Source organism: Aggregicoccus sp. 17bor-14 (assembly GCF_009659535.1).
In the GTDB taxonomy this organism is placed as follows: domain Bacteria; phylum Myxococcota; class Myxococcia; order Myxococcales; family Myxococcaceae; genus Aggregicoccus.
Genome location: NZ_VJZZ01000003.1, coordinates 142,591 through 158,303 on the forward strand (window position 1 = coordinate 142,591; position 15,713 = coordinate 158,303).

A 15,713-nucleotide genomic window follows, 5' to 3' on the forward strand; every position below is an offset into this window, starting at 1 on the left:
CGCCCTGCGCGGGCAGCATCCGCAGCCCCATGCTCCGCTCCCCCTTCCTGCCCCTGCTCCTCGTCCTCGCGGGCTGCGCGTCGCACCGGCGCGCGCCCGCGAACGCTCCCGCCCCGCGCTACGTCCTGCTACTCGCGCCCCTGCACGCGAAGTCCCCCGAGGCGCAGGCCGAGGCCCAGCGCCAGCAGGAGCAGGTGGCGGCGACCTTCGCGCTGGTGGCCGAGGGGATGCCGGTCACGCTGGTGCAGCGTGCGGCGGCGGCGCCCGCGAGCGAGGCCGAGGCCGCGGCGCTCGCGCGGGCCCAGGGCGTGGACGCCACGCTCTGGGGAGAGGTGGGCGTCACCGAGGGCAAGTTGACGGTGCACCTGCGCTCCACCCTCGCGCGCGGCGACGATCTCGGCAGCTGGATCCCCGCCACCTACGCGCCACAGGACGAGGCCGCTGCGGCCGCGCGCGAGCGAGACAGCATCATCTTCGCGCAGAGCACGCTGTACGGCGTGAACCTCTGGCTCATGCTGCGCGACCAGCCGCGCGAGGCCGCGCAGCTCCTCTCGCAATACCGCGTCCTGCGCGCGGGCGACTTCGTGGACTGGAACCCGGACCTCATCTCGCGGCGCTGGGGGATGCTCGGGCGCCTGGAGCGCGACGGCGTCGCGGCCGAGAAGGCCTACCGGCGCGCGCTCGAGGACATCGCCGAGGTGCACCGCCGCCACCCGGAGACCTCGCCTCCCGTGAACAAGGAGGCCTTCTACAAGGTGGGCCTCGCGCGCGCCTTCCTCCTTCAGGGCCGGGCGCAGGAGGCTGTCTCGCTGCTCCAGGCCGTGCTCGCGCAGCCGCCGACGGTGTACGACGGCGAGGTGCGGCGCATCCTCGGCCGCGCGCTGCTCGCTGTGGGGGATGCGCCCGCGGCCGCGCAGGTGCTCGAGCCCGTGCGCAGCGCCAAGGACCCGGACACCGTGGCGCTCCGGCTGTACGTCGCCACGGGCCAGCCGCGCTTCGAGCGCAAGGACGCGAGCGACTTCGAGCGGCTCCTGCTGGGCATCGTGTGGGGGGACGCAGCGCGGCTCGCCGCGCTCGTGCAGGAGCGTCCCGCGGGCGAGTGGCCCGTGCCGCTCGCGCGCCAGCTTCAGGAGCGCAGGGTGGACGAGCGCGCGCTGGAGGCAGCGGCGCACGCAGCGGACCCGGTCATCGCGCGCGCCCATCGCTGCGAGCTGCACTACCTGCTCGGGGAGGCGGCGCTCGCGGGCCTCGTCACGGGCAAGCGCGACCCCGAGGCGGCGCGGCGCCACTTCGAGGCGGCACTCGCCACGCGCGCCTTCGCCAATGACGGCTACGAGCTCGCGGACGCAGCGCTCGAGCAACTGCGACGCTGAACGAGCGCGTCGCTCTCTCCGTTGCGGCGAAGCCGGAGTCCCCTCTCCCCCTGGGAGAGCGTCAGGGTGAGGGATTGTCTGCCGCCCGCACGCACGGCATCCATGCAGGCGCCTGCCAGACGCACGGCCACTGTGCATCTTGTGCTGCAGCGATGGAGTGCGTGCACCACACCTTCAACCCCTGGTGGGGCTGTACCCGGGTGAGCCCGGGCTGTGACCACTGCTACGCGGAGGGCATCGACGCGCGCGCAGGGGGCGGCCACTGGGGCAAGGGCGCTCCGCGCCGCACCTTCGGAGAGAAGTACTGGGCGGGCCCGCTCGCGTGGGAGCGCGAGGCCGTGCGCCGCGGCGAGCGCCAGCGCGTGCTCTGCGCCTCGATGGCGGACGTGTTCGACGCCGAGGCTCCCGAGGGCGAGCTGCCGAAGCTGTGGGCATTGATCCAGCGCACCCCGCACCTGGACTGGCTGCTGCTCACCAAGCGCCCGGCCCGCATCGCGCGCAGCCTCCCTTCGGACTGGGGCGAGGGCTACCCGAACGCATGGCTGGGCGTGAGCGTGGAGGACGCGGACACGGCTGCCCAGCGGCTACCGGTGCTGCTCTCCGTGCCGGCCCGCCTGCGCTTCGCCTGCTGCGAGCCCATCCTCGGGCCACTGCCCCTGCGCCCCTGGCTCTCCGGCCTGGACTGGGTCATCGCCGGCGGCGAGAGCGGGCCGCACGCGCGCCCGCTGCACCCGGACTGGGTGCGAGACCTCCGCGTTCAGTGCGTGGAGGCGGACTGCCCCTTCTTCTTCAAACAGTGGGGCGAGTACCTGCCGGGGGACCCGCGCTCCGCCGCGCCGGGCCGCCGCACCGGCCTGAGTGCGCGCCACCCTGGCTTCTACCGCGTGGGAAAGGTGCGCGCCGGCAGCGTGCTGGACAGCGTCACCTGGGAGCAGCTCCCCCGCGCCGCGCAGGCGTCAGCAGCGGCGGAGGCCCACGCGTGAGCGGCTGGCGCGACGCGGAGTCCTGGGCCCGGCTGCTGCGCCCCGAGGGCTGCCCCATCTGCCAGGCCGGGGCCCCTCGCGACGTGCTCGCCGAGCTGGAGGCGTCCCGGGTGACGATGGACGAAGGCGCGCCGATGCGCGGGTACTGCTGCCTCGTGCTGCGCCGCCACGCGGTGGAGCTGCACGAGCTGGAGCCGCCCGAGGCCGCGGCCTTCATGCGCGACCTGCAGCGGCTCTCGCGCGCCGTGCAGGAGGTGACGGGCGCGGTGAAGCTGAACCTCGAGCTGCACGGCAACACGCTCCCCCACCTGCACGTGCACGTGTTCCCGCGCTACGTCGGAGACCCCTTCGAGGGCGGCCCCATCGACCCGCGCCGAGCCGGCGGGCCGGTCTACGGACCCGGCGAGCTCGCCCCGCTGCGCGAGCGGCTGCGCTCCCTGCTCTAGCGCGCCGCCTGTACCAGAGCCCCTTTGACGCTCCGCGAGCGCTGTCCTAGGCAATCGCGCAGCGGGGTCCTGCGTAGCCCCTGGCGAGCCGTGCACCCGAAGCCCCCTCGTGGAGGACTCATGAAGCGTCCCTCGTCCCTCGCTCTCGCCGCGCTGCTGCTGCCGGCGCTGGCGCTCGCAGCTCCCCCGACCGCGCCCGCGCCCAAGCGCCCCAGCCGCCAGTACTCCATCGAGCAGTTCATGGCGACCACGCGCGTGATGGGCGCGTCGTTCAGCCCGGACGAGAAGAGCGTGCTGCTCTCCTCCAACCAGACCGGCGTGTTCAACGCGTACACGGTGCCCAGCGCGGGCGGGAAGCCCACGCCCCTCACCCGCTCGAAGACGGACAGCACCTACGCCGTCTCCTACTTCCCCAAGGACGGGCGCATCCTCTACACGCGCGACCAGGGCGGCAACGAGGAGAACCACCTCTACGTGCGCGAGCTGAACGGGCGCGAGAAGGACCTCACCCCGGGCAAGAAGCTCAAGGCGGACTTCCGCGGCTGGACGGGCGACGACAGCGCCTTCTTCGTCGTCACCAACGAGCGTGACCCGCGCTTCTTCGACCTCTACCGCTACGACGCGAAGACCTACGCGCGCACCCGCGTCTTCGAGAACAACCAGGGCTTCGAGGTGGGCGACGTCTCCATGGATGGCAAGTGGGTGGCGCTCGACAAGCCCAACACCACCGCGGACAGCGACATCCACCTGTACAACGTGGACACGAAGGAGACGAAGCACCTGAGCCCGCACAAGGGCGTGGCCAGCTACACCGTCTCCAGCTTCGATCCCGAGAGCCGCGCGCTCTACTTCCTCACCAACGACGGCAGCGAGTTCACCCGCGTGCAGCGCTACGTGCTCGCCACCGGCGCGAAGGAGGACGTGGAGAAGGCCGACTGGGACGTGATGTACACGGTGTTCTCCAAGCACGGGAAGTACCGCATCACCGCCATCAACCAGGACGCGCGCACCGTCATCCGCCTCTACGACGCGAAGACCAACCAGCCCATCGCCCTGCCCGACCTGCCCGAGGGTGACGTGACCAGCGTCGTCGTCTCGCCGAGCGAGGCGCGCATGGCCTTCTACGCCTCGAGCGACCGCAGCCCCTCGAACCTCTACGTGCACGACTTCGCGAGCGGGAAGACCACCCGCCTCACGGACACGCTGTCCAAGGCCATCGACCCCGAGGACCTGGTCGACGCCGAGGTGATGCGCTTCAAGAGCTTCGACCAGATGCAGATTCCCAACATCCTCTTCAAGCCGATGCAGGCCAGCGCCCAGGCCAAGGCCCCCGCGCTCGTGTGGGTGCACGGCGGCCCCGGCGGCCAGACGCGCAAGGGCTACAGTCCTTTCATCCAGTACCTGGTGAACCACGGCTACGTGGTGCTGGGCATCAACAACCGCGGCTCGAGCGGCTACGGGAAGACCTTCTTCACCGCGGACGACCGCAAGCACGGCGCCGAGCCGCTGTGGGACTGCGTCGCGGCGAAGAAATACCTGCAGTCGCTCCCGTACGTGGACGCGGAGAAGATCGGCATCATCGGCGGCAGCTACGGCGGCTACATGACCCTCGCCGCGCTCGCCTTCCAGCCCACGGAGTTCAAGGTGGGCGTGGACCTCTTCGGCGTCTCCAACTGGCTGCGCACCCTGGAGAGCGTGCCCCCCTACTGGGAGAGCTTCCGCAAGGCGCTCTACGAGGAGATCGGCGACCCGAAGACGGACGCGGAGCGCCTGCGCGCGACCTCGCCCCTCTTCCACGCGGACAAGATCCAGCGCCCCCTGCTCGTGCTGCAGGGCAAGAACGACCCGCGCGTGATCAAGCCGGAGAGCGACGAGATCGTCCAGGCGGTGAAGAAGAACGGCGTGCCCGTGGAGTACGTCGTGTTCCCGGACGAGGGGCACGGGTTCACCAAGAAGAAGAACGAGGTGCGCGCGTACTCGACCACGCTCACCTTCCTGGACAAGTACCTGAAGGCGGAGCCGCCGGCCGCGCGCAACTGAGGCGCGGGCTTCCCTCCGCAGAGGACCGTGGGCACCTTCCGGCGTGATGGAAGGTGCCCCCCTCATCGGCGTTGCCGGCTGGAGCCTCTCCAGCTCCGTCTTCGAGCACTTCCCCACCGAGGGCAGCCACCTCGAGCGCTACGCGCAGGTGCTGCCCGCGGTGGAGATCAACTCCTCCTTCTACCGGCCCCACCGCCCCGCCACCTACGCGCGCTGGCGCGAGAGCGTGCCGGCCACCTTCCGCTTCTCCGTGAAGGTGCCCAAGGTCATCACCCACGAGCAGCGGCTGAAGGACTTCCGTGAGCCGCTCGAGCGCTTCCTCGCGGAGGCCGCGCACCTCGAGGAGAAGCTGGGCTGCCTCCTCGTGCAGCTGCCGCCGAGCCTGCAGTTCGACGCGGCCGCCGCGGGCCCCTTCTTCGAGGCCCTGCGCGAGCGCACGGCGGTCGATGTCGTCTGCGAGCCGCGCCACGTGACCTGGACGAGCGACGCCGCGCAGGCGCTGCTCGCGGGCTTCCGCGTGGGCGTGGTGCGCGCGGACCCGCAGGTGGTGCCCGAGGTGCCCGTGGGCGCGCAGGTCGCGTACTACCGGCTGCACGGCTCGCCGAAGATCTACCACTCGGAGTACTCCGAGCCGTACCTGGACGCGCTCTCGCGCGAGCTCGCGGCGCACCGGTCGGCGGGCCGTCGCACCTGGTGCATCTTCGACAACACGGCGAGCTTCGCCGCGGTGCCCAACGCGCTCTCGCTCCTGCGCCGCCAACGCGACAGGGGCGCCCCGGGAGTGAGCCCGGGACGCCCCCTGGAGCCGCATCAGGCGCGGTGAGCTACCAGATCTTCACGCGCTGGTCGGCGGGCAGGAACACCTTGTCGCCCTGCTTCACGCCGAAGGCCTCGTAGAACTCGGGCATGTTGCGCACCACGCCGTTCACGCGGAACTCGCCGGGCGAGTGCGAGTCGGTGAGCAGCAGCTGGCGCAGCGCATCGTCGCGGTAGAGACCGCGCCACACCTGCGCCCAGCCGAGGAAGAAGCGCTGGTCGCCGGTGAAGCCGTCGATGACCGGCGCGGGCTTGCCGCCGAGCGAGAGCTTGTAGGCCTTGTACGCGACGGTGAGGCCGCTCAGGTCGCCGATGTTCTCGCCCAGGGTGAGCTTGCCGTTCACCTTCATCCCGTCCAGCGGCGAGAAGGCGCCGTACTGGTCCGCGAGCATCCCGGTGCGCTGCTGGAACGCGGCCTTGTCCGCGCCGGTCCACCAGTCGCGCAGGTTGCCCTCGCCGTCCGAGCGGCTGCCCTGGTCGTCGAAGCCGTGGCTGATCTCGTGGCCGATGACGCCGCCGATGGCGCCGTAGTTGGTCGCGTCGTCCGCCGCGGGGTTGAAGAAGGGAGGCTGCAGGATGGCCGCCGGGAAGACGATCTCGTTCATCGTCGAGCTGTAGTAGGCGTTCACCGTCTGCGGCGTCATGTTCCACTCGCGCCGCTCGATGGGCCCCCCGAGGCGCTTCACGTCGCGGCGGAACTGGAAGGCGGCCGCGCGGCGCAGGTTGCCGACGAGGTCATCGCGCTTCACCACCACGCCCGCGTAGTCCTTCCACTTCTCCGGGTAGCCGATCTTCACGTTGAAGCGCGCGAGCTTCGCCTGCGCCTGGGCCTTGGTCTCCGGGCTCATCCACTCGAGCCCCTCGATGCCCTGCTGGAAGGCCGCGCGCAGGTTCGCCACCAGCTGCTGCATGCGCGCCTTGGAGTCCGGCGAGAAGTGGCGCTCCACGTAGAGCCGGCCCACCACCTCGCCCAGCGAGTCCTCCACCGCAGCGACGCCGCGCTTCCAGCGCGGGCGGTTCTCCTGCAGGCCCTGCAGCGTCTTGCCGCGGAAGGCGAAGCTCGCGTCCTCGAAGGCCTTGGAGAGGTTGGGCGCCGAGGCGTCCAGCACCTTGAAGGTGAGGTACTGCTTGAGCACGGGCAGCGGGAGCTCGGCGAGCTTCGCGCCGGCGGCCTGCAGGTAGTCCGGCTGGCGCACGATGACGGCCGGGGTCTTCTGCGCCTCGGCGGCCTTCAGGTACTGGGCCCAGCGGAAGCCCGGGGTGAGCTGGTCCAGCTCCGCCACGGTCTTCAGGTTGTAGGTGAGCTCGCGGTCGCGGTTCTTCGCGCGCTCCCACTGCTTCTCCGCGAGCGCGGTCTCCAGCGCCACGATGTCCTTCGCGGCCTGCGCGGGCTGCTTCTCGCCGGCGAGCCCCAGCAGCGTCTCGACGTACTTCGCGTACGCCGCGCGCGTCTCGACGAACTTCGGCTCCTGCTTCAGGTAGTAGTCGCGGTCGGGGAGCCCCAGGCCGCTCTGGTTCACGTAGACGATGTAGCGCGTGGCCTGCTTCGCATCCTGGCCCACGTACATGACGAAGGGGGTCTGGATGCCCACGCGCTGCAGCTCGGCGAAGAGCGCGGGCAGCTGGGCCTTGTCCTTCAGCGCCGCGACGCGCGCGAGGTCGCCCTGGATGGGCTTGAGGCCCGCGGCCTCGATGCGCTCGGTGTCCATGAAGCTGAGGTAGAGGTCACCGACCTTCTGCGTGTCGCTGCCGCCCTTCTTCACCTTCGTGTTGGCGGCCTCCTCGATGATCTCGCGCAGCGCGGCCTCGCTCTTGTCCGCGAGCTCGATGAAGGTGCCGTAGCGCGCGCGGTCCGCCGGGATCTGCGCCGTCTTGAGCCAGGTGCCGTTGACGTAGCGGTAGAAGTCGTCCTGCGGGCGCACGCTCTTGTCGAAGTTCTGGGCGTCCACGCCCAGCGCGAGCGCCTTCTGCGCGGGCACCGGCTGCTGCTGCGCGCCGGCGGCGCTGCCGAGCAGGAGGCAGGCGCCGAGGGCGCCCGAGGTCCAGGGGGTACGGAGTCGCTTGCGAAGGCTCATGGAATCCCGAAGGGTTGAGGTGAGGGGCACACATGCTCCCGCCTCTGCGGGGCCTGCGTCCAGGCCCCGCGAACGGCAGGCCCCCCTGCCCCATTCCCTGCGCGGTTGCTAAGACGGGCGGTGCGCCCATGAGCCCTGCTCTCACCGTCCTGACCCTCGTCCTCACTGCCGCCAACCCGCGCATCGCCGTGCTCCCGCTGGAGGCCGGCGAGGGCGTGAGCGCCCCGACTGCACGCGCCGTCACCGAGGCGGTGGTGGCCGAGGTGCGCAAGCGCCCCGGCACGTCCTTGCTCACCCCGGACGAGGTCCAGAGCCTGCTCGCCGTGGAGCGCCAGCGCGCGGTGCTCGGCTGCGGGGATGGGGCCTGCGCGACCCAGGCGACCAGCGCACTGGGAGTGGACCAGCTGCTCGCGGGCAGTGTGGCGCACCTGGGGCAGAGCTGGCTGGTGAACCTGAAGCTGCTCGATGCGCGCAACGCCGGGCAGGTGGTGCAGGCCACGCGCCGGCTCAAGGACCGCGGCATCGACGACGTGCTGGACGTGCTGCCCGCCATGGTCGCGGAGCTGTTCGGCCCCCAGCGCGCGGACACGGTCGCGGCCGCGCCGAGCGCGCCCGCGCCCACGGCGGAGGCCGCGAAGGCCTCGAGCGGCGGTGAGGACACGCCCTTCACCCCGCGCCCGGAGAAGCTCACGCTGCTCACGGATGGGAGCGGGCACTACGTGGCCGTGGCGCCCTACGGGAGCACGGAGACGCCGCTGTTCGCAGGCGATGCGCAGCGGCTCTACGCCCAGCGCGTCATCGGCTCGAGCGCGAGCGGGGACACGGAGTTCGACTACGTGTTCTGGGATCCGCGCATCCGCGACGGCTGGCAGCGCAGCCTTTCCTTCAAGGAGAAGAAGTACGCGCTGCAGTGCGGGGACAAGGCGGTGGCGTACAAGGCCGTGCCCGCGCCCGAGGCGAAGAAGCTGCTCGCAAAGGCGCAGCTGCTGCGCCCGCGCTGGCGGCGGCAGGTGCACGCGCTCGCCCGCGACGAGAGCGGGACGTACTACCTGGTGGATGCACCTCGCGAGACGGAGGGCGTGCCCACGCCGTCGGCGGACGATGGCGTCGTCTACCGGCTCTTCGTGGGCGCCAAGGGGAAGATGCGCGAGCTCGCGCTCAACGACGCGGTGAGCGATGCGGCGGGCACGCTGCTACTCACGCCCGAGGGCTCGCTGCAGTTCTCTTCGGACGGCGCGAAGGCCACGTGGAAGGCCGGGGGCGCGGTGACGCAGCTCACCCCGGTGCCGCTCGACGAGAGCGCCGCCGCGGTCGCCTACGGCAAGCAGGGCCCCTATCGCGACGACCCGCTGCGCACCGCCTGCGACCCGCACCGGTAGCGTTCGCGAAGCGGTCCCCTCTCCCCCTGGGAGAGGGACGGAAGACCCGATGCCCGACCTTGCCCACTTCACGCAGTCACTCGCGCAGGAGGGCTTCGCGCTCGTTCCCTCAGCGATCTCTCCCGAGACCCTCGCGGACCTCTGCACCGCGCTCGCAGAGCCCCTACACGACGACGACCGTCGCCGCGGCGGACAGCGCGACGTCCTCGACCGCGTCCCCGAGGTGCAGTCCCTCGCGAGCTCCGAGCCCGTGCGCCGCCTCGCCGAGGCAGTGCTGGGCAGCGGCTGCTTTACCGTGCGCGCCCTCTTCTTCGACAAGACGCCGCGAGCAAACTGGAAGGTCCCCTGGCACCAGGACCTGACGATCGCCGTGAGGGAGCGCCGCGAGGTCGCGGGCTTCGGTCCCTGGACGACGAAGGCCGGTGCGACGCACTGCCACGCGCCGCGCGAGCTCCTCGAGCGAATGCTCTCTCTGCGCATCCACCTCGATGACTGCGCCGCGGACAACGGCCCGCTGCGCGTCATCGCGGGCTCCCACCGCGCGGGAATTCTCAGCGCCACGCAAATCGATGCGCTGAAGACCCGGCCCGAATCGGTCTGCACCGCGCAGCGAGGCGAAGTGCTCGCCTTCCACCCGCTCTTGCTGCACGCCTCCTCGCCCGCAGTGAGGCCGGGACATCGGCGCGTACTACACCTCGAGCTCGCGTCCGCATCGCTCCCGGAGGGACTCTCCTGGCGGTGGCAGCACGCCTGAGCCCGGCTGCGGGCCTGGCTCCTCCCCCTCCGCGTCGTCGTTCGCTGCGTCGCGGGGCTCCTCGAATGAGCGGCGCGGCGGGACGTAAAGAAGCATCAGCAGCACGAGCAGGTCCATCGGGTTCTCCGGTCGCCGGGGTGCATACGACGAGAGGAACAATGGACCCGGGCCGTGACAGGGGGATGTCAGGTTTGTGCGCGGAGCGCGGCGCCAGGAGTGCACCTGTCACGCTGCGGCCGGTCGCCTCGTCTCGTGCGTGAAGGGTGCCGGAAGGGCCGGCACCGCACCTCGGGAGGAGCGAGCACATGCGGGTCTTCGTCACGGGCGCCACGGGCGTCATCGGTCGGCGGGTGGTTCCCCAGCTCGTCGCGGCAGGAGTGGACGTCACGGCGGTGGGGCGCACCGCCGAGAAGCGGGCGCAGCTGGAGCGGCTGGGCGCGCGCAGCGTGGCGGTGGACCTCTTCGACCGCGACGCGCTGCGCCACGCGCTCGCCGGGCACCAGGCGGTGGTGAACCTGGCCACGCACATCCCGGCCCCCGGGGCGCGCATGCTCCTGCCCAGCGCGTGGCGGGAGAATGACCGCGTGCGGCGCCTGGGCTCAGCGGCCCTGGTGGATGCCGCGCTCGCGGCGGGCGTGGAGCGCTTCGTCCAGGAGTCCTTCGCGCCCCTCTACGAGGACGGGGGCGAGGCGTGGATCGACGAGCAGTGGCCGATGCGCCCCGTCCGCTACAACCGCTCGGTGCTCGACGCCGAGGCCTCGGCCGAGCGCTTCACCCGGGCGGGCGGCATTGGAGTGGTGCTGCGCTTTGCCGCCTTCTACGGCCCGGACGCCCTGCACGTGCCCAGCACGCTGGACGTGCTCCGCCGCGGCTGGATGCCCCTGCCGGGACGGCGCGAGGCCTTCCTCGCCACCGTGTCGCACGACGATGCGGCGAGCGCCGTGGTCGCGGCGCTGCGCGCGCCTGCTGGGCGCTACAACGTCGTGGACAGCGAGCCCCTGCGCCGCGGCGAGTGGGCCGCGCTGCTCTCGGAGACGCTCGGCGTGCCACCCCCGCGCTTCCTGCCGGCGTGGACCTCGCGCCTGGGCGGCTCACTGATGGAGCTGCTGTCGCGCTCGCAGCGGATGTCCAACCGGAAGCTACGCGAGGCGACCGGGTGGACGCCCCGCTACGCGAGCGCACGCGAGAGCTGGCAGGCCCTGGTCACTCTAGTGACTGCAGGCGCAGCTTCTCCGGATTCACCACGTTTCGCAGGGCGTGGATCTGCGCTCCATCCGTCTCGATCGTGATGACGAACTCCGCGGTGCCGCCCACCCTGCCCACGATGGCGGGCCAGCCGTTGACCTCCTCCGTCCCTACGGTGAGGCCCGTGGGGGCGGGGAACTTCTGGCGCAGGCCCACCAGGAAACGGGCGATGGCGGCGGCACCGTGCACGGGCTTGCTCGCTGCGCCGCGCACCTTGCCGTTGCTGTCTGCCCAGAGCGTGGCGTCCTTCGTCAGCGCGGCCTCGACTGCCTCCACGTCGCCCTTCCACACCGCCTGGAAGAAGGCCTCGAGCATGCGCTGGTGCTCCTCGCGCGAGGGCGCGAAGCGCGGCCGCCCCTCCTGCACGCGCGCGCGGGCCCGGTGCACCAGCTGGCGCACGGCGGCCTCGTCCTTGTCGAGGATGCGCGCAATCTCCGAGTGGCGGTAGTCGAACACCTCGTGCAGGAGGTAGGCGGCGCGCTCCACCGGGCCGAGGCTCTCGAGCAGCACCAGGAAGGCGAGCGAGATGGCGCCGGAGTCCACGGGCTCGCGCGTGAGCACGGGCTCCGGCAGCCACGGCCCCACGTACTGCTCTCGCCTCGCACGCGCCGACTTGAGCTGGTCCATGCACAGCCGGCTGACCACGGTGGTGAGCCAGCCCTCGCTGGACTCCACGGTGGACGGGTCCACCGTGCTCCAGCGCAGCCAGGCCTCCTGCAGCACGTCCTCCGCCTCGGCCTTGGAGCCGAGCATCCGGTACGCGAGCGAGAGGAGCTTGCTGCGGTGCGCGACGAACTCGTCCTGCGTCTGCATCTCGTGCCTCCCTGGCCCCGGGGGCCAGGACACTAGACGAGCGCGGGCGTTTGCACGTGACAGTCCGCCCCTGCAGCCCCCCTCCGGGGGCCGCGTCCCGCGGGGGAATCCTCTGGCGCCACCTCCCGGTCGTCGTTCGCCACGCTCTGCGAGTCCGGGACGCCGTGGCGAGGGGCAGGGGACGGCAGCAACAGCAAGAGGAGCAGGTCCATCGGGTTCTCCGGGAATGAGTCGTCCATTCGGCACCCGCGGATCTAGGGCTGCACCGTGACGCGGGGATGTCCGGACGGTGAAGAAGTGTTGCGGCGGCCCGCACGGTGCCGGTGCCGGTTGCACGCCTACCCCGCACCCGGCCGGCAGGCGCTCCCGAAGTCCATGCGTACCTTGCCTCGTGGCGGCGGACGCGGCGGCCACACCGCACGGGGAGCACGCATGAAGAGCGAGCGCCAGAAGATGCTCGACGGGGAGCTCTACGACCCGATGGACGCGGAGCTGGTCGCGGGGCGCGTGCGTGCGCGCGACCTCTGCCAGGCGCTCAACGCCACCCGCGAGGCGCAGGCGGAGGAACGGCGGCGCATCCTGCGGGAGCTCTTCGGCCGGGGTGGCGACTCCGTGTGGATGCAGCCGCCCTTCTTCTGCGACTACGGCACGAACATCGAGCTGGGAGAGCGCGTCTTCTTCAACTTCAACTGCGTCGTGCTGGACGTGTGCCGCGTCAGCATCGGTGACTTCACGCTCTTCGGGCCCGCGGTGCAGATCCTCACGCCCATGCACCCGCTCGACGCCGAGCTGCGCCGCAAGCAGGAGTACGGCAAGCCGGTCACCATCGGCTCGGACGTGTGGGTGGGCGGCGGCGCCCTCATCCTGCCGGGCGTGCGCATCGGCTCGCGCGCCGTCATCGGCGCGGGCAGCGTGGTGACGCGCGACATCCCGGACGGGGTCTTCGCCGCAGGCAATCCGTGCCGCGTCGTGCGCGAGATCACGGAGTAGCTGCGCTCAGCGCTTCGCGAGTCCGGGCGCGAGCGCGGAGACGCGCGGCAGCACCGCGGCGTGCGCCCACGGCGTGCCCGCGAGCAGGCCGCGCAGGTTCTGCAGCTCGCTGCCGTCGTAGGAGTACGGCTTCCCGGCGAGGTCCGTGAACACGCCACCCGCCGCGCGCAGCAGGGCCTCCGGCGCACACGCGTCCCAGCGGTAGCTCTGGGGGCTCGTGTGCACGTAGATGTCCGCCTCGCCCTCGGCGATGAGGCCCGCCTTGAGGCCCACCGAGCCGCTCTCGCGCACCGCCCCCACGCCCAGCTGCTCGCGCAGGACGGGAGAGGAGACCGTGCGGTGCGAGCGCGAGACGACGAGCCGCGGCGCGCCCTCACCGGTGTCCTGCACGCGCAGGAGCTTCCGCGCACCCTCCGCCTCGAGCCAGCAGCCCTCGCCGACGACGCCCGCGTAGAGCCGGTCGCCCACCGGCCGGTACACCACGCCGAGGCGCGCCTCTCCGTCCACCGCGAGCCCCACGTGCACCGCGAACTCGCCGTTGCGCCGCACGAACTCGCGGGTGCCGTCCATCGGGTCCACGTACCAGCAGCGCGAGAAGCGGCGCGCGTCCGAGGTGTCCTTCGTCTCCTCGGCCACCACGCCGTCTCCGGGGAAGTGGTGGCGCAGGCGCTCGAGCAGCAGCGCGTTCGCGCGGTGGTCCGCCTCCGTCACCGGCCCCTGCCCTCCCGCCTTGTCCACCACGGCGAAGTCGGTCGCGTACACCTCCAGCAGCAGCGCGCCCGCCTGGCGCGCGAGCAGGGAGGCCGTCTGGAGCTCGGTGTCGAGGGAGGCCATGGCTGGGCTCTCTTATGCACCTCGCCCCCGGACCTGTCACCCCGCATCCCGCGGCGCTGGCATCCCGCGTCCGCTCCGCGTCACGATGCTCGGCATGGGTGAGCAGGAGACGCTGGAGCAGAGGGCGGCGCGGGTCATCGCGGGGCTGCGGGCCCGTGGGCTGCGCGTGGCGCTGGTGGAGGCGAGCACCGGCGGGCTCACGGCCGCGAGCCTCGCTGCCGTGCCGGGCGCGTCCGCGGTGCTCGAGCGCGCGCTGGTGCCCTACTCCAACGCCGCGAAGGAGGAGCTGCTCGGCGTGCCGACCCAGCTCTTCATCGACCACGGCGCGGTGAGCGCGGAGGTGGCGCGCGCGATGGCAGAGGGATTGCTCGCCCGGTGTCCCGCGGACGTGGTGCTCGCGGAGACCGGCATCGCCGGGCCCGGCGGAGGGACGGCGCAGAAGCCCGTGGGGCTCACGTTCCTCGCGCTCGTGCACCGTGGCGTGGGCACGCGGGTGGAGCGGTTCCAGTTCGAGGGCGAGCGCCGTGAGGTGCAACGTTCGACGGCGCTCGCGGGGCTCGGCTTGTTGGAGGCCGTGGGGGGCGCGGGGTAGGAACCCGGCACCCTCACCCCGACCCTCTCCCAGCGGGAGAGGGAGGAAACGGTGGTTACTGGGGCTGGGCGTGCCAGGCGTCGACGAGCGGGCCCACCTTGGGGCTCGCAATCGCCGCGTCTCCGGCGAGCAGGGCCTGCACGCGCTCGCGGTGCTGCTCCGTCGCGCTGCCGCGGTGATCGAGCGTGACGAAGCCGTCGAGCCCCGCCGCGCTCGTCCCGCCTCCGAAGGCGAGCCCCTCGCGGGCGACCGCGTCCACGAAGCGCTCGAGGAAGGCATCGCGCCCCGCCGCGTCCACGCCCCCGCGGAACTGCGCCCCCACCTCGAAGCCCAGCTCGCGGAACTCCCCCAGGTACAGCTTCTTGCGAATGCGCTTTTTCATGGCGCGCACCTATACCCGGCCGCGCTCGGCGCGCAATGGTTCAGGTGTCGCCCGCCGCAGCGCGCGCTGCCCGCTCGCGCGGAAGCAGCTCGGCGTAGAGCGCGCCGCACACGGGCGTGGGCACGCCCGACTGCGCGCCGAGCCGCACCACCGCCCCCATCCACTCCTCGAGCTCCGACGGACGCCCCGCCACGATGTCCCGGTGCAGCGAAGCCGTGGCCTCGGGCGGAAGCGAGTCCAGCCGCGCCATCGCCGTGCCCACCACGTCCTCCGGCAGGCGCACCCCGCGCGCCCGGGCGAGCTGGGCGATCTCCGTCATGGCGCCTTCGAGCTGCGCGCGGGTGCGGGGGTCGCTGCGCATGCCGCCCGCAGGCTTGCCCGCCGCCGCGCCCACCGCACCGTAGGGCCCGACGAAGAGCAGCTTGCTCCAGAGCGCCGCCTCGAAGTCCTCGGGCAGGAGCGCGCTGATGCCCGCGCGCTCGAAGAGCTTCTGCAGCGCGGCGAGGCGCGAGGCCTGCGCGGGCTGCAGTGCGCCGAGGGTCACGCTGAGCGGCCGCGCCGACCACCGCACGACACCGGGGGCCTCGAGGTAGCTCAGCATGTGGCACAGGCCGCCGGCCACCGGGCCCGGACCGAGCGCCGCCGCGAGGTGCGCCGCGGCCTCCACGCCGTTCTGCAGTGGCACCACCAGCGTGTCCGGGCCGAGCACGGGCTTCAGGCGCGGCGCCATCGCGGGCAGCTGCCAGGTCTTGAGCGCGACGAGCACGTAGTCCACCGTGCCGAGCTGCTCCGGCGATTCTGCTGCCCTGAGCGGTCCGGTGCGCTGCTCTCCCGCGTCACCGCGCAGCACCAGGCCCTCGGACTTCAGGGCCGCGAGGTTCTTGCCTCGCACCACGAAGGACACCTGCTCTCCGGCGAGGGACAGGAGGCCTCCGAGAAGGCCTCCCACCCCGCCCGCACCGACGATGAGGAAGCGCGCCATGGGCCTCCT

General features: G+C 72.2%; 15 protein-coding genes. 10 read left to right on the forward strand and 5 right to left on the reverse strand.

What is annotated here, in order from left to right:
• Positions 1 to 29: 29 nt before the first annotated feature.
• From FGE12_RS07085 to FGE12_RS07105, 5 genes are all read left to right on the forward strand, one after another.
• On the forward strand, positions 30 to 1,373 hold the full coding sequence (locus FGE12_RS07085) for a tetratricopeptide repeat protein (RefSeq protein WP_153865636.1): 1,344 nt from the start codon (positions 30 to 32) through the stop codon (positions 1,371 to 1,373).
• Between the two features lie 161 nt (positions 1,374 to 1,534).
• Positions 1,535 to 2,356 carry a phage Gp37/Gp68 family protein gene (locus tag FGE12_RS07090; protein ID WP_370458903.1) on the forward strand — a complete coding sequence of 274 codons (822 nt, stop codon included), beginning with the start codon at positions 1,535 to 1,537 and terminating at the stop codon, positions 2,354 to 2,356.
• On the forward strand, positions 2,353 to 2,802 hold the full coding sequence (locus tag FGE12_RS07095) for an HIT family protein (protein WP_194797671.1): 450 nt from the start codon (positions 2,353 to 2,355) through the stop codon (positions 2,800 to 2,802). Before FGE12_RS07090 ends, FGE12_RS07095 begins: the two co-directional genes overlap by 4 nt.
• A 120-nt stretch (positions 2,803 to 2,922) precedes the next feature.
• Positions 2,923 to 4,842 (forward strand): S9 family peptidase, encoded by a 1,920-nt coding sequence (locus FGE12_RS07100; RefSeq protein ID WP_153865638.1) that lies wholly within the window; start codon positions 2,923 to 2,925, stop codon positions 4,840 to 4,842.
• Positions 4,843 to 4,888: 46 nt separating this feature from the next.
• Positions 4,889 to 5,665, forward strand: coding sequence for a DUF72 domain-containing protein (locus tag FGE12_RS07105; protein WP_153865639.1), 777 nt, complete (start codon positions 4,889 to 4,891; stop codon positions 5,663 to 5,665).
• Between the two features lies 1 nt (position 5,666).
• Here the strand turns inward: FGE12_RS07105 and FGE12_RS07110 are convergent, their stop codons facing one another.
• A complete protein-coding gene (locus FGE12_RS07110) occupies positions 5,667 to 7,733 on the reverse strand; it encodes a M13 family metallopeptidase (RefSeq protein WP_153865640.1) in 2,067 nt (688 codons plus the stop codon).
• A 128-nt stretch (positions 7,734 to 7,861) separates the two neighbouring features.
• Between FGE12_RS07110 and FGE12_RS07115 the strand changes: the two genes are divergently transcribed.
• From FGE12_RS07115 to FGE12_RS07125, 3 genes are all read left to right on the forward strand, one after another.
• The gene (locus tag FGE12_RS07115; protein ID WP_153865641.1) at positions 7,862 to 9,112 is read left to right on the forward strand and encodes a hypothetical protein; all 1,251 of its coding nucleotides are present in this window, start codon (positions 7,862 to 7,864) and stop codon (positions 9,110 to 9,112) included.
• A gap of 49 nt (positions 9,113 to 9,161) precedes the next feature.
• Complete coding sequence (locus FGE12_RS07120) at positions 9,162 to 9,866, forward strand: phytanoyl-CoA dioxygenase family protein (RefSeq protein WP_153865642.1); 705 nt, start codon at positions 9,162 to 9,164, stop codon at positions 9,864 to 9,866.
• Positions 9,867 to 10,171: 305 nt separating this feature from the next.
• On the forward strand, positions 10,172 to 11,155 hold the full coding sequence (locus FGE12_RS07125; protein ID WP_153865643.1) for an NAD(P)-dependent oxidoreductase: 984 nt from the start codon (positions 10,172 to 10,174) through the stop codon (positions 11,153 to 11,155).
• Here the strand turns inward: FGE12_RS07125 and sigJ are convergent.
• Entirely contained in the window at positions 11,070 to 11,924 is an 855-nt protein-coding gene (gene sigJ, locus FGE12_RS07130) for an RNA polymerase sigma factor SigJ (RefSeq protein WP_153865644.1), read from the reverse strand. The two genes, FGE12_RS07125 and sigJ, sit on opposite strands and share 86 nt — an antisense overlap.
• A 432-nt stretch (positions 11,925 to 12,356) precedes the next feature.
• Between sigJ and FGE12_RS07135 the strand changes: the two genes are divergently transcribed.
• The gene (locus FGE12_RS07135) at positions 12,357 to 12,914 is read left to right on the forward strand and encodes a sugar O-acetyltransferase (RefSeq protein ID WP_153865645.1); all 558 of its coding nucleotides are present in this window, start codon (positions 12,357 to 12,359) and stop codon (positions 12,912 to 12,914) included.
• A gap of 6 nt (positions 12,915 to 12,920) precedes the next feature.
• Here FGE12_RS07135 and FGE12_RS07140 read toward each other — a convergent pair whose 3' ends face one another.
• Positions 12,921 to 13,748, reverse strand: coding sequence for a 3'(2'),5'-bisphosphate nucleotidase CysQ (locus FGE12_RS07140; protein WP_153865646.1), 828 nt, complete (start codon positions 13,746 to 13,748; stop codon positions 12,921 to 12,923).
• A gap of 94 nt (positions 13,749 to 13,842) precedes the next feature.
• Here FGE12_RS07140 and FGE12_RS07145 point away from each other — a divergent pair, with 94 nt between their 5' ends.
• Positions 13,843 to 14,340, forward strand: coding sequence for a CinA family protein (locus FGE12_RS07145; protein WP_153865647.1), 498 nt, complete (start codon positions 13,843 to 13,845; stop codon positions 14,338 to 14,340).
• A 55-nt stretch (positions 14,341 to 14,395) separates the two neighbouring features.
• Here the strand turns inward: FGE12_RS07145 and FGE12_RS07150 are convergent, their stop codons facing one another.
• A complete protein-coding gene (locus FGE12_RS07150; RefSeq protein ID WP_153865648.1) occupies positions 14,396 to 14,722 on the reverse strand; it encodes a YggL family protein in 327 nt (108 codons plus the stop codon).
• A 40-nt stretch (positions 14,723 to 14,762) separates the two neighbouring features.
• Positions 14,763 to 15,704 (reverse strand): 2-dehydropantoate 2-reductase, encoded by a 942-nt coding sequence (locus FGE12_RS07155; protein WP_153865649.1) that lies wholly within the window; start codon positions 15,702 to 15,704, stop codon positions 14,763 to 14,765.
• Positions 15,705 to 15,713 lie beyond the last annotated feature (9 nt).